We start from the raw sequence: 12,414 nt of genomic DNA, 5'->3' as shown, positions 1-12,414 counted from the left end.
CTTCGTGCCGGGGCGGGCGCCGGGTACGGGGCCTTCAGGTCAGGCCGCCGAATCAGGACCGGTCTGGGACGGATTCCGGAGCGGATTGTAGCTGCTGCGGTCCTGCCGGCCCCCGAACGCCATGCAACGGACTGTCGCACGCAACGCCGGGGCGGGAAAGGAAACGCGTGCCCTGCTCCCTGTCCGGCCCGTCCGGCCAATCCGGCCCACTCATCCCCGCGCGGCGCGCCAGGCCCGCCACAGCAGGCCCAATGGCTGCCGGCCCGGCTGCGGCACGTGCCCCTGCGCGAACCGTCCGAGGCGATGGCGGGCGAAAGCGCCCCACATGCGGCGTGCGGGCGACCCGCCCGCCTTGGCCGGCCAGGCGGCCAGCAACTCGGCGGCCCAGTCGCGCTGGGCCCGCTCGCGGGCCGCGGTGGCATCGGCGTCGCCCGGTTGCCGTGCCTGCGGCACCGCCTGCAGCCCGGCCTCGGCCAGCCGGGTGGCCAGCACCTGCGCGGCGATCGCCTGCGCCTGCGGTGGCGTTCCACCGAGCACGGACGCCTCGACCGCGGCCACTGCCCCGCCGTAACCCGCCAGCGCGGCCAGCGCCGCGGCGCCATCGGCCGGGCGCTCGCGCGCGGCGACCAGGGTGGGCAGCGCGTCGGCCAGCGCCGACCAGGGCGCGGGCACCGGTTCGAGCAGGCGGCCGAGCGGATGGCGCGAGCGGTGCGTGGACCAGTCGCGCAGCTCGGTGCCCCACCAGCCGAGCTTGGCGTCGGCCGGCAGCGGGTCGCCGGCGATGTTGAGGATGTCGTCGAACTCCTGGAGCAGCGCGAACCAGGCCAGCGTGGCAGCGCGCCGGTCCTCGGGGACGAATACCTCGGCCACCGCCCATTCCGGCCAGCGGCTGCGCCATTTGTCGAGGAAGCTGTCGAGGGCGGTGGGCGTGGTCATGGGGTTCAGGGGGGATTCGTGCCGTGGCCCAGGGAGGCTGCCCTGGTTCACGGCATGTCAGCTTTTTGTAGGAGCCGATTCATCGGCGACCCGAGGACGCCGGCCAGGAGAGAGCACCGGCAACCACGCGGCGTCGGGTCGCCGATGAATCAGCGCCTACAGGATGGTGCGCGGCCAGGCCGCCGGGTCCAGCAGTTCCAGCGGCTCACGGGCGATCGCCTCGGCCTGCCAGGTTTCCGGATCCTCGTCGTCCAGGCGGTAGCCCCAGGTCACCGCGATCGAGGGCATGCCGGCCGCGCGCGCGGCGACCACATCGCGTTCGTCGTCGCCCACGTATACGCAGTCGGACGGGGCAACCCCCAGCTGGCGTGCCGCTTCCAGCAGCGGCAGCGGATGCGGCTTCTTCTCGGGATAGGTGTCGCCGCCCACCAGCACCGCGCAGCGCGACTCCCATTCCAGCCCGGCGACGACATCGCGGGCCAGGTACTCGGCCTTGTTGGTGATGATGCCCCAGCGCGCGCCATCGTCCTCCAGCGCCTGCAGCATCGCGGCGACGCCGTCGAACAGCACGCTGTGCCGACCCAGCTCCTCGCGGTACACCTGCAGGAACTCCGGCACCAGCGCGTCGCGGCCGGCCTCGTCCAGTTCGGGGAAGGTCGCCGCGACCATCGCCCGCGCGCCCTTGGACACGTGCTGGCGCAGCATCGCCAGGGTGGTCGGTGCGCGGTCGCGCGCGGCGAGCATGCGGTTGGCGGTGGCGAGCATGTCCGGCGCGCTGTCCAGCAGGGTGCCGTCCAGGTCGAACAGGGCCACGCGCGGGAAGCGCCTCGTCATCGAAGCGTCGGCCATCTCAGGCCTCCGCCTTGCGCGCGCAGGCCAGGTAGTTCACTTCGGTGCGAGACGACAGGCGCGCGCGCTGGCGCAGCGGGTCGTAGAACAGGCCGCTGACGTCCTCGATCTGCAGGCCTGCCTCGCGCAGCCATGCCGCCATCTCCGAAGGCTTGATGAAATCGGCGTAGCGGTGCGTGCCCCTGGGCAGCAGGCGCGCGACGTACTCGGCCCCGACGATGGCCAGCGCGAACGCGGCCGGCGTGCGGTTGAGCGTGGACAGGAACAGGCGCCCGCCGGGACGCAACAGCGTGGCGCAGGCGGCGATGATCGAGGCCGGGTCGGGCACGTGTTCGAGCATCTCCATGCAGGTGATGGCATCGAAGCTGCCCGGGCGCTCGGCCGCCAGCACTTCCACCGCCTTGACCTGGTAGTCGACCTGCACGCCCGACTCGAGCGTGTGCAGGCGCGCGACCTTGACCAGCTCGGGGGCCAGGTCGATCGCGGTCACCTGCGCGCCGGCGCGGGCCAGCGCCTCGCTGAGCAGGCCGCCACCGCAGCCGACGTCGAGGACGTGCCTGCCCTGCAGTCCGTTCGGTGCCAGGCGCTGCCTGACGTAGTCCAGGCGGACCGGATTGAGCACGTGCAGTGCGCGCTGCGGGCCGTCCGGATCCCACCAGCGGTTGGCCAGGGCGGCGAACTTGTCCAGCTCGGCCTGGTGGTAGTTGTGCGGCGCCCCGGGGGCGGCCTGGCTCGTTTCGCTCACTGGAAAGTCCTCCTGCGTGGGCCGGCTCAGTGGCCCAGCGCGGCGATGCGCGTGCGCCACTGCCGCGCGTTGGCGATCAGGGCGGCGGTGTCGATGTCGACCAGCTCGCGCTGGTCCAGCTTGCGGCGGCCGGCGATCCAGACGTCGCTCACCTGCTGCCGGCCGGTCGCATAGACCAGCTGCGACAGCACGTGGTGCAGCGGCTGGGTTTCCAGCTCGGACAGGTCCACGCAGACCAGGTCGGCCTCCTTGCCCGGTTCGATCGAACCGGTGCGTTCGCCGAAGCCCAGCGCGCGCGCGCCGCCCAGCGTGGCCGCGCGCAATGCGCTGGCCGCATCCAGCGCGGTGGCGTCGTTGGCCACGGCCTTGGCCAGCAGCGCGGCGGTGCGCATCTCGCCGAACATGTCCAGGTCGTTGTTGCTGGCGCAGCCGTCGGTGCCGATCGCCAGGTTGACGCCCGCCCGCTGCAGCGCGCAGGCCGGGCAGAAGCCCGACGCCAGCTTGAGGTTGGATTCGGCGCAGTGCGCCACCGACACGCCGCGCTCGGCGCACAGGTGGATCTCCGCCTCGGTCAGCTGGGTCATGTGCACCGCGATCAGGCGGTCGTTGACCAGGCCGAGGCGGTCGAGCCGGGCCAGCGGCCGCTGGCCGTGGTCGCGGATCGAGTCGGCGATCTCCTGCGCGGTCTCGTGCGTGTGCAGGTGCACCGGCACGTCGAGCTGGTCCGACAGCATGCGGATGCGCTCGAAGTTGGCATCGTTGACGGTGTAGGGCGCATGCGGGGCGAACGCGGTGCCGACCAGCGCGTCGCCGCGCCACTGGTCGTGGACCTCGCCGGCGCGGTCGAAATACTCGTCGGAACTGCTGGCCCAGGCGGTCGGGAAGTCGATCACCGGCAGGCCGACCAGGGCGCGGAAGCCGTGCCGCTTGTACACGGCCGCCTGCACGTCGGGGAAGAAGTAGTTCTCGTTGGCGCAGGTGGTGCCGCCGCGCAGCATCTCGGCGATGGCCAGGGCCATGCCGTCGGCGACGAACTCCGGCCCGATGACGGCCGCTTCCACCGGCCAGATGTGCTGCTGCAGCCAGGTCATCAGCGGCAGGTCGTCGGCGATGCCGCGCAGCAGGGTCATCGGGTTGTGGGTGTGCGCGTTGACCAGGCCGGGAATCAGCACCGCGTCCGGGCGCTGCACCACTTCGGCGGCGGCGAACCGCGAACGCGCCTGCGCGGTCGGCAGCACGGCCACGATCCTGCCCCCGGAAACGGCGACGGCGTGGTCCTCGAGGACCACGCCGTGCGGTTCGACCGGGACCACCCAGCCCGCTTCGATGAGCAGGTCACACGCTTGCAGGTCGCGGGCCTGCGGTTCGGAGGCGTCGTGCAGGCCGGCTTCGGTCATCGGCTTACTTCACGCGCGAGACGTATTCGCCCGAGCGGGTGTCGACCTTGATCACCTCTTCCTGGGCGACGAACAGCGGCACGCGCACGACCGCGCCGGTCTCCAGGGTGGCCGGCTTGCCGCCGGTGCCGGCGGTGTCGCCCTTCACGCCCGGATCGGTCTCGACGATCTTCAGTTCGACGAAGTTCGGCGGGGTGACCTGGATCGGATTGCCGTTGAACAGGGTCACCACGCACTGCTCCTCGCCCTTGAGCCACTTGGCCGCATCGCCGACGCCGGCCTTGTCGGCCTGGACCTGCTCGAAGGTCTCCTGCTGCATGAAGTGCCAGTATTCGCCGTCGGAGTACAGGTACTGCATGTCGGTGTCGACCACGTCCGCCGCTTCCACCGAGTCGGTCGACTTCATGGTGATTTCCTGCACGCGGCCGGTGCGGATCTGGCGGTACTTCACCCGGGTGAAGGCCTGGCCCTTGCCCGGCTTGACGTACTCGGTGTCGGTGATGATCGAGGGTTCGTTGTTGACCAGGATCTTCATCCCGTTCTTGACGTCGTTCATGCCGTAAGAGGCCATGGGAACTCCTTGGGGTATGGCAGGGCCACCGCGGAAGACGGCGGCCGGGCAGTTAGAATGCGGGCATCTTCATCGAAAGCGCGCCACCGGAGCCCGGCAGGCGTCTCACAGACCGCCCATGATACCTGCAGCCCCCCTGCCCCTGCAGCCGGAACCGCTTCCGGCGGCCGCCACCGCCAGCCCCGCCTCCGCGCCGCGCTGGCAGCGGCTGTGGCGCGACGCCGTGCGCGACCCGCGCGAGCTGCTGGGGCTGCTGGGGCTGGACGCCGCCGCAGCGGGGATTTCCGACGCCGCTGCAGCCGGATTCCCGCTGCGCGTGCCGCGCGGCTTCGTCGCCCGCATGCGGCCGGGGGACCTGGCCGATCCGCTGCTGCGCCAGGTGCTGCCGGTCGACCTGGAGGAGCGGATCGTGCCGGGGTTCAGCCTGGACGCGGTCGGCGACGGCGCGGCCCGGAAGGCGGAGGGCGTCATCCAGAAGTACCGGGGACGGGCGCTGCTGGTGGCCACCGGCAGCTGTGCGGTGCACTGCCGCTACTGCTTCCGCCGCCATTTCCCCTACGCCGAGGAGACCGCCGCGCGCGACGGCTGGGCCGCGGCGGTGGCGGCGATCGCCGAAGATCCGTCGATCGACGAGGTCATCCTCTCCGGCGGCGACCCGCTGTCGCTGGCCACGCCCAAACTGGCCGAACTGACCGCGCGGCTGGCGGCGATCCCGCACTTGCGGCGCCTGCGCATCCACAGCCGGCTGCCGGTGGTGCTGCCCGAGCGCGTCGATGCCGAGCTGCTGCACTGGCTGTCAGCCCTGCCCTGGCCGGTGGCGTTCGTGATCCATGCCAACCATGCCAACGAGTTCGACGCTTCCGTCGATGCGGCGCTGGCGGCGCTGCGCGGCGCCGGCGTCCAGTTGCTGAACCAGGCCGTGCTGCTGCGCGGGGTGAACGACCACGTCGACGCGCTGGCCGACCTGTCGCAGCGCTGCTTCGCCGCCGGCGTGCTGCCGTACTACCTGCACCAGCTCGACCGGGTCCAGGGCGTGGCCCATTTCGAGGTTCCGGACGAGCAAGCCCGGGCGCTGCACGCGGCGCTGGCCGCGCGCCTTTCCGGCTACCTGGTGCCGAAGCTGGTCCGCGAGATACCGGGCGACACCGGCAAGCGGCCCCTGTAGGACTTCGGGCCTGGCAGTGGCACGCCGCTGCCGGGACCGCCGCCGGCGGGCCGGTTCAGGCCGCCCGCATCGTCTGCTCGGCTTCCGGCTGCAGCCGGAACTGCGCCATCGCCGCGCGCAAGGCCTGCGCGCGTTCGCGCAACGAGGCGCTGGCGGCGGCCACTTCCTCCACCAGCGCGCTGTTCTGCTGGTTGACCGACTCCAGGTCGCCGACCGAGCGGCTCAGCTGCTGCAGGCCCTGCGACTGCTCCTGGGCCGAATCGGCCGCCTGTTGCGCCAGGCCGGCGATGGTTTCGTTGGACTGCGCGATGGCTTCCAGCTGCCGGCGCGACTCGTCGACCAGCCCGCTGCCTTCGCCGACCCGTGCGGTGGCGTCGGCGATCAGGTCGCGGATCTCCTTGGCCGAGGTCGCGGTCCGGTGCGCCAGGCTGCGCACTTCGGTGGCGACCACGGCGAAGCCGCGGCCGTGCTCGCCGGCGCGCGCAGCCTCCACCGCCGCGTTGAGCGCGAGGATGTTGGTCTGGAAGGCGACCGAATCGATCAGCGAGATGATCTCGCCGATGCGCCGGCTGGCCTCGGTGATCGACACCATGGAGCTGCTGGCCTGTCCGGCGACGTGCACGCCATGGCGCGAATTGTCCAGCACGCCATGGGTCAGGCCGCTGGTCTGCCGGCTGTTGTCGGCGGCATTGCGCGCGGCGGCAAGCAGCTGCTCGATGCTGGCCGCGCTTTCCTGCAGCGCACTGGCCTGGCGCTCGGTGCGGCCGGACAGGTCGGCGTTGCCGCGCGCGATTTCCTCGATGCCGACGCCCACTTCGTCGGCGTTGTAGATGCCCTCGCGGATCACCTGCGAGACGCTGTCCAGCGCGCGGTTGAGGGCGTCGGTCAAGGCCTTGAGCGTGCCCCGGTAGTCGCTGCGGATGCGCCGGGTGAGGTCGCCCTCGGCCAGCGCCCGGGTGGTGTCGCCGATCTCGTCGAAGGCCGCTTCCAGCGCCTCCAGCGACCGGTTGACCGCGCCCTTGAGCCGGTCCAGGTCGCCCGGCAGCTGCGCGTCGATGCGCTGCGAGAAGTCGCCGTCGGCCGCGCCGCTGAGCGCCTGCTCCAGCGCGCCCAGCGACTGCTGCAACAACCCCATCGCGCGATCGACCTTGGCCCTGGATCCGCCTTCCACGTCCTGGCTCATGCGCGCGGAGAAGTCGCCGCGGGCCATCGCGTCCATCACCGCGTCCAGCGCCTCCATCGTCTTCTGCACGCTGTCGGCGCTGGCGTTCACGCCGGCCTTGAGCCGGGCCAGGTCGCCAGGCAGGTCGGCGTCGACGCGGCGGCCGAAATCGCCGCGGCCGACCGCGGCCAGCACGTCGTTGGACTCGGCGATGGCGGCGTTGAGCGCCTCCAGCAGCCGGTTGAAGGAATGGCACATCGCGCTGATGGCGTCGCGGCCCTCGGCCTCCACGCGCACGCCGAAGTTGCCGCGGGCGACCTCGGCGATCGCCTGGTCCAGGCGTTCGATCGGATGGCGGATCGCCGCGTCGACCAGGACCACGGCGACCACCGCCAGCAAGCCCAGCACCAGCACGATCGCCAGGCCCACCTGCAATGCGCCGCGCGAACGCGCGGTGGCGCCGGCCAGGGCCGCCTGCGAGGAGGCCTCGCTGTCCTTGGCCAGGCGCGCCAGCTCGCTGCGCACTTCCTCGAACGCGGCCTGCTTCTCGGCGGCCAGCGCCTGGAACGCCTCCATGTCGCCGCTGCCGGCGATCATCCCCGTCACCGCCGTGCCGCTGCGTTCGACGTAGCGGTCCCACAGCGCGGCCAGCTTGTCCATGCGCGCGGCGTAGGCCGGGTCGGTGGCCTTGATCTGCTGCAGGCGCTCGCGGGTGATGGCCGCCTGCTTGTTGGCATCCTCGATCAGGAACTCGTCGCGATCGCCCAGCGCCTGGGTGAACAGGCCCTGGGTCTCCACCAGGCCCTGGTTGGCCTGCGCGGCCAGCGTCATCACCGGCAGCGTGCGGCCGGCGAACCCGTCGAGCGTTTCGGTGTTGGCGCGCAGCACCAGCGCCGAGTAGAGGAAGTAGCCGAGCAGGCCGGCCAGCGCGATCGCCGGCAGCAGCAGGATCTTGCTGCGGATCGACAGGAAGCGCAGCCGGCGCGAGGCCGAGTTCACGACCGGCGCCACGGCGAATTTGGGCAGGGGAAGCTTCTTGAAGCTTCCACGAACGGACGACATGGGAGAACTCCGGGCAGGCGGACGGGCGGCGGACGGTGCCGTCCGGCGTGGGTATCGGCATGGCGTGCCGGTTGCTTGAATCCGCTGCCTGAACGGCGTTCAGGAGCCGGGCTCCAATCCGTTAAAGCTGCGTTATGACGCCGCCGATACGGAGGCACGCCCCGCCCGGGGCTCCCTCCAGCCAGGAAGTACACTGAAGTGAAGACCAAGCATTTCCCCGCGGTGGCGCTGCTCGCGCTGGCCGTGGCTCCCGCCGCGCAGGCCGAAGTCACCTTCAACGGCTTCGGCCAGGTGGTCGCCGGCGCTACGCTCGACGACGGCAGCACCGTTTCCGGCCTGTCCTACGACGACAGCGTCAGCTTCGACCCCGAATCCCTGTTCGCCCTGCAGGCCACCGCCACCCTGGGCGAGCGCGCCGACGCGGTGGCCCAGGTCGTCGCCCGCGGCGACGAAGGCTGGGACCCGGAGTTCGCCTGGGCCTACGTGCGCTACCAGTTCAGCCCGTCGTGGTCGGTCAAGGCCGGCCGCCAGCGCACCCCGTACTTCCACTACTCCGACTACCTCGAAGTGGGCGCGGCGTATCCGTTCATGCGCGTGCCGCTGGGCGTCTACAACCTCCCCTACAGCAACTACAACGGCGTCAACCTGATCGGCGCGCGCAACTTCGACAAGTGGACCCTGCGCACCCAGCTGATCTACGGCACCGTGGACGAGTCGCAGGACGACCTGCACGTGGAAGTCCGCGACCAGGGCGGCATCACCTTCGAGGCGCAGTACGACGAGTGGCTGTCGCTGCGCGGCAGCTACGTGGTCGGCGAGGCATCGGTGCAGGTGGCCGCGGCCGATCCGCTGATCGCCGCGGTGATGGCGGCCAGCCCGCAGGCCGGCGCGGCGCTGGCGTTCGATCGCGATGATGCGTCGTTCCTGGGCCTGAGCGCGGAGATCAACCGCGGCGGCGTCACCGTCGGCGTGGAGCTTACCGACATCGACTACGGCGACAACTACATTGGCGGGCAGAAGGCCGTGGCGGTCAACGCCGCCTATCGCGCCGGCGACTGGACCCCGTACGCGAGCTGGTCGCGCAGCCGCACCGAGGCGGACACCACCGCGCTCGGCCTGCTGCCGGTGCCGCCGGCCCATCCGCTGTACCAGACGGTGGCCGGCCTGCTGGCCAGCCAGGAAGGCGACAAGGAGTTCAGCGCGGTGGGCGTGCGCTACGACGTCAACCCCAACATCGCGGTCAAGGTCGACTACACCCACTACAAGAGCACCATCCTCGCCGGCTCCGATGCGGACCTGGTCGCGGCTGGCGTCGTCTTCACCTACTGACCCGGAGCGGACATGAATCGCAAGTTCTTCATGGGCCTGGCGCTGTGCGCGCTGAGCTTCCCCTGCCTGGCCGGCTCGGTGGTGGTCGGCGCCGATTCGCCGGCCGGCGCGCTGGATGCCGAGGCGGTCAAGCGCGTGTTCCTGGGCCGCGAAGCCACCGTCGGCGGCAAGCCGGCCGTGGTCGTGTACCAGAAGGCCGGCGCCACCAAGTCGGCGTTCGAGTCGGGCGTGCTGGGCCGCTCCGGCGCCGACCTGGCCGGCTACTGGTCGAAGCTGATCTTCACCGGCAAGGCCAAGGCACCGGAGGAGCTGTCCGGCGACGCGGCGGTGAAGGCGAAGGTCGCCTCGACTCCGGGCGCGATCGGCTACATCGACGACGGCGCGGTGGACGGCACGGTCAAGGTGCTGTTCAAGTTCTGACGACGCGCTTCTCTCCCCGCGTCACGGCGAACGCCACGGTGCAGACCGTGGCGTTTTTCTTGGCGCTCGCTTGCCCGAGCCCACGGCCAGGCGCAAAGGCACCGGCTCCGGTGGGGGGGGCCTGGCCCGCTGCTCCCGCCGCCGGAACAGGGTGGCGGGTGGCGTTCGGAGGCGCGGGGTCGCCCATGAGGATGGGCTCCTACAACAGCGACACGATCTGGCCGGCGACAACAACACCATCCGGTCATTGTCGGGACGGTTGTCCGGAAGACCCCGACGTGACCATCGCTGCAGGGGACGGCGCATCGACGCTCCGCACGAAGGCAGCCAACGCCCCTCGCAGCACAACGAACGAAGCCACCACCCCAACGCACCTGAAGACGCGGCAGTGCGGGTGTCGGGCGCAAGCAGGCCATGGATGGCCTGCGTTCGCCCGTTGCAGCCACGGACGGCAGCATCGGGCGATGCGCCCGGCACCCGCACTGCCGCGGCTCCCCCCGAAGCCGACGCCAACCGTGCTTCCATCTCCGCTTCCGCTTCGCTCGAGCTCCGCGTCGGCTTGGCCCAGGCCGCGCCGCTCAGCGCTCGAACAGCGCGATGCTCTCCACGTGCGCGGTATGCGGGAACATGTCCATCACCCCCGCCGACACCAGCCGGTAGCCGCGCTCGTTGACCAGGAAGCCGGCGTCCCGCGCCAGCGAGCCGGGGTGGCAGCTGACGTAGACGATGCGCCGGATGTCCTTCAGCGGCAGCTGCTTGAGCACCGCGTCGGCGCCCGAGCGCGGCGGATCCAGCAGCAGGCGGTCGAAGCCCTGGCGCATCCACGGCGTGCCGCGCTGGTCCTGGGTCAGGTCGGCGGCGAAGAACTGCGCGTTGTGCAGGCCGTTGCGCTGCGCATTGGCACGGGCGCGCGCGACCAGGCCGGCATCGCCTTCCACGCCGACCACCTCGCGCACCCGGCGCGCCAGCGGCAGGGTGAAGTTGCCCAGCCCGCAGAACAGGTCCAGCACGCGGTGTCCGGGCTGCAGGTCGAGCATCTCCAGCGTGCGCGCGATCATGCCGTCGTTGAGCCGCGCATTGACCTGGATGAAGTCCAGCGGCTCGAACGCCAGCTCCACGTCCCACTGCGGCAGCCGGAACGACAGCGCAGGCGCCTCGCCCTCCAGCGGCTGCACGCTGTCCGGGCCCTTGGGCTGCAGGAAGATCGCGAAACCGTGTTCGCGGCCGAAGGCGGCCAGCGCGGCGCGGTCGGCCTCGCCCAGCGGCACCAGGTGGCGCACGGTCAGCGCGATCGCCGCGTCGCCGGCGATGAACTCGATCTGCGGGATCTGCTCGCGCGCCTGCAGGCCATCCACCAGTGCGGCCAGCGCCTGGATCTTCATCCCGATCTCCGGAATGACCGTATGGCACTCGCGCAGCTCGGCGACGAAGCGCGGATCCTGCTCGCGGAAGCCGACCAGGGTCTTGTCCTTCTTGTTGACCCGCCGCACCGAGAAGCGGCCCTTGCGCCGGTAGCCCCAGCTGTCGGCGGTCAGCGGCGGCAGCACCGTGCCCGGCGCGACCTTGCCGATCCGCTCCAGGTTGTCGAGCAGTACCCGCTGCTTGGCGACGATCTGCTTGTCTTCAGCCAGGTGCTGCAGCACGCAGCCGCCGCAGGTGCCGAAGTGCGGGCAGCGCGGCTGCACGCGATCGGGCGAGGCGTCCAGCACTTCGAGCGTGCGCGCCTCGTCGAAATGGCGGCTGCGCGCGGTCTGCTCGACCACGGCGGTCTCGCCAGGCAGCGCGCCGGCGACGAACACGGCCTTGCCATCGTCGCGGCGCGCGACGCCACGGCCGTCGTGGCTGAGGTCGAGGATCTGGAGCTGGAACGGAGTGCGGTCGAGTCGGGCCACGTGGCGCAGGCTGCGGGCAAAAAGGCCGGCCATTGTCCCAGATCGGCCGCCTCCGGCCCATCCGCGGGCGCCGGCCGCGGGCATGACCTGTGGCCGTTGCCCGACCCGGTGATAGCGCTACTATGGCCGCAGCCGACATGGAGTCAGCCGCATGGAAACCCGGAAGCCCCCTTCCCTTCCCCGCGTCCTGCTGGTCGAGGACGACACCATCAGCCAGGCCTATTTCCGCGCCGTGCTCGAGGCGCTGCCGGCGGCGGTCGACGCGGTCACCACCCAGGCCTGCGCGCTGGCGCGGGCCGAGACCGTCCGCCACGATCTCTGGCTGGTCGACCTGAACCTGCCCGACGGCTCCGGCCCGGACCTGCTCCAGCGGCTGCGGGCGCGCTGGCCGCAGCCACCTCCCGCCCTGGCCCACACCGCCGATGCCGACCCCGCGGTTCGCGTGGCCGCCCTCCAGGCCGGCTTCCGCGACGTGCTGGTCAAGCCACTGGCCACGGCCGAACTGGCGGGCGCGGTGCGCAGCGCCCTGGCCGACGCCGGCGACCTGCCCGACTGGGACAACGCCGCCGCCGCGATGGCGCTCAACCACGACCCGGCCAACGTCCAGGCCCTGCGCCGCCTGTTCCTCGAGGAGCTGCCGGGCGCCCGCGACGAGGTCCTGAGCAGCGCCCGCCGCGGCGACGCCGGCGCGCTGCGCTCGCGCCTGCACCGGCTCCAGGCCGGCTGCGGCCTGGTCGGTGCGCGCCGTCTCGGGGCGGCGGTGGAGCTGCTGCGCCGCACCCCGGAGTCGATGACGGCGCTGGACCGCTTCGACCACGCCGCCCGCGACCTGCTGCGCTGAGACGCGCCAAGGGCGCCGCGGACGGCGCCCTTCGCCTGCCTGCGC

The 12,414-nt window shown here is 71.7% G+C and carries 11 protein-coding genes; 4 read left to right on the top strand and 7 right to left on the bottom strand.

Annotated elements, in window-relative coordinates; genetic code table 11:
• Window positions 1–210: 210 nt before the first annotated feature.
• From CSC66_RS10435 to efp, 5 genes are all read right to left on the bottom strand, one after another.
• Window positions 211–936 (bottom strand): squalene/phytoene synthase family protein, encoded by a 726-nt coding sequence (locus tag CSC66_RS10435; protein ID WP_162377328.1) that lies wholly within the window; start codon window positions 934–936, stop codon window positions 211–213.
• 156 nt (window positions 937–1,092) lie between these two features.
• Complete coding sequence (locus CSC66_RS10430) at window positions 1,093–1,785, bottom strand: phosphoglycolate phosphatase (RefSeq protein WP_162377327.1); 693 nt, start codon at window positions 1,783–1,785, stop codon at window positions 1,093–1,095.
• Between the two features lies 1 nt (window position 1,786).
• Window positions 1,787–2,530, bottom strand: a complete 744-nt coding sequence (ubiG, locus tag CSC66_RS10425; RefSeq protein ID WP_162377326.1) for a bifunctional 2-polyprenyl-6-hydroxyphenol methylase/3-demethylubiquinol 3-O-methyltransferase UbiG — start codon at window positions 2,528–2,530, stop codon at window positions 1,787–1,789.
• Window positions 2,531–2,556: 26 nt separating this feature from the next.
• The gene (locus CSC66_RS10420; protein ID WP_162377325.1) at window positions 2,557–3,927 is read right to left on the bottom strand and encodes a TRZ/ATZ family hydrolase; all 1,371 of its coding nucleotides are present in this window, start codon (window positions 3,925–3,927) and stop codon (window positions 2,557–2,559) included.
• Between the two features lie 4 nt (window positions 3,928–3,931).
• Window positions 3,932–4,498, bottom strand: a complete 567-nt coding sequence (gene efp, locus CSC66_RS10415; protein ID WP_162377324.1) for an elongation factor P — start codon at window positions 4,496–4,498, stop codon at window positions 3,932–3,934.
• Window positions 4,499–4,616: 118 nt separating this feature from the next.
• Between efp and epmB the strand changes: the two genes are divergently transcribed.
• A complete protein-coding gene (gene epmB / locus CSC66_RS10410) occupies window positions 4,617–5,663 on the top strand; it encodes an EF-P beta-lysylation protein EpmB (RefSeq protein ID WP_162377323.1) in 1,047 nt (348 codons plus the stop codon).
• A gap of 55 nt (window positions 5,664–5,718) precedes the next feature.
• Here the strand turns inward: epmB and CSC66_RS10405 are convergent, their stop codons facing one another.
• Window positions 5,719–7,887, bottom strand: a complete 2,169-nt coding sequence (locus CSC66_RS10405; RefSeq protein WP_162377322.1) for a methyl-accepting chemotaxis protein — start codon at window positions 7,885–7,887, stop codon at window positions 5,719–5,721.
• A gap of 198 nt (window positions 7,888–8,085) precedes the next feature.
• Here CSC66_RS10405 and CSC66_RS10400 point away from each other — a divergent pair, with 198 nt between their 5' ends.
• Complete coding sequence (locus tag CSC66_RS10400; RefSeq protein ID WP_162377321.1) at window positions 8,086–9,216, top strand: porin; 1,131 nt, start codon at window positions 8,086–8,088, stop codon at window positions 9,214–9,216.
• Window positions 9,217–9,228: 12 nt separating this feature from the next.
• Window positions 9,229–9,636 (top strand): type 2 periplasmic-binding domain-containing protein, encoded by a 408-nt coding sequence (locus CSC66_RS10395; RefSeq protein WP_136249442.1) that lies wholly within the window; start codon window positions 9,229–9,231, stop codon window positions 9,634–9,636.
• A 578-nt stretch (window positions 9,637–10,214) separates the two neighbouring features.
• On the opposite strand, the gene rlmD is transcribed toward CSC66_RS10395, so the two are convergent.
• Window positions 10,215–11,561 carry a 23S rRNA (uracil(1939)-C(5))-methyltransferase RlmD gene (rlmD, locus tag CSC66_RS10390; RefSeq protein ID WP_162377320.1) on the bottom strand — a complete coding sequence of 449 codons (1,347 nt, stop codon included), beginning with the start codon at window positions 11,559–11,561 and terminating at the stop codon, window positions 10,215–10,217.
• Window positions 11,562–11,679: 118 nt separating this feature from the next.
• Here rlmD and CSC66_RS10385 point away from each other — a divergent pair, with 118 nt between their 5' ends.
• Window positions 11,680–12,369, top strand: a complete 690-nt coding sequence (locus CSC66_RS10385; protein WP_162377319.1) for a response regulator — start codon at window positions 11,680–11,682, stop codon at window positions 12,367–12,369.
• The last annotated feature ends 45 nt before the right edge of the window (window positions 12,370–12,414 follow it).

The sequence above is a fragment of the Pseudoxanthomonas kaohsiungensis genome (assembly GCF_010211765.1).
Taxonomy (GTDB): Bacteria; Pseudomonadota; Gammaproteobacteria; order Xanthomonadales; family Xanthomonadaceae; genus Pseudoxanthomonas; species Pseudoxanthomonas kaohsiungensis.
Note: the sequence above shows the minus strand (reverse complement) of the source record. Positions and strands in the feature narration are given on the sequence as shown.

Excerpts from the sequence above, each read along its gene's own strand:
- efp (WP_162377324.1), bottom strand. The coding sequence starts at position 4,498 with ATGGCCTCTTACGGCATGAACGACGTCAAGAACGGGATGAAGATCCTG.
- CSC66_RS10420 (WP_162377325.1), bottom strand. The coding sequence starts at position 3,927 with ATGACCGAAGCCGGCCTGCACGACGCCTCCGAACCGCAGGCCCGCGAC.
- CSC66_RS10395 (WP_136249442.1), top strand. The coding sequence starts at position 9,229 with ATGAATCGCAAGTTCTTCATGGGCCTGGCGCTGTGCGCGCTGAGCTTC.
- CSC66_RS10405 (WP_162377322.1), bottom strand. The coding sequence starts at position 7,887 with ATGTCGTCCGTTCGTGGAAGCTTCAAGAAGCTTCCCCTGCCCAAATTC.
- CSC66_RS10435 (WP_162377328.1), bottom strand. The coding sequence starts at position 936 with ATGACCACGCCCACCGCCCTCGACAGCTTCCTCGACAAATGGCGCAGC.
- epmB (WP_162377323.1), top strand. The coding sequence starts at position 4,617 with ATGATACCTGCAGCCCCCCTGCCCCTGCAGCCGGAACCGCTTCCGGCG.
- CSC66_RS10430 (WP_162377327.1), bottom strand. The coding sequence starts at position 1,785 with ATGGCCGACGCTTCGATGACGAGGCGCTTCCCGCGCGTGGCCCTGTTC.
- rlmD (WP_162377320.1), bottom strand. The coding sequence starts at position 11,561 with ATGGCCGGCCTTTTTGCCCGCAGCCTGCGCCACGTGGCCCGACTCGAC.
- CSC66_RS10385 (WP_162377319.1), top strand. The coding sequence starts at position 11,680 with ATGGAAACCCGGAAGCCCCCTTCCCTTCCCCGCGTCCTGCTGGTCGAG.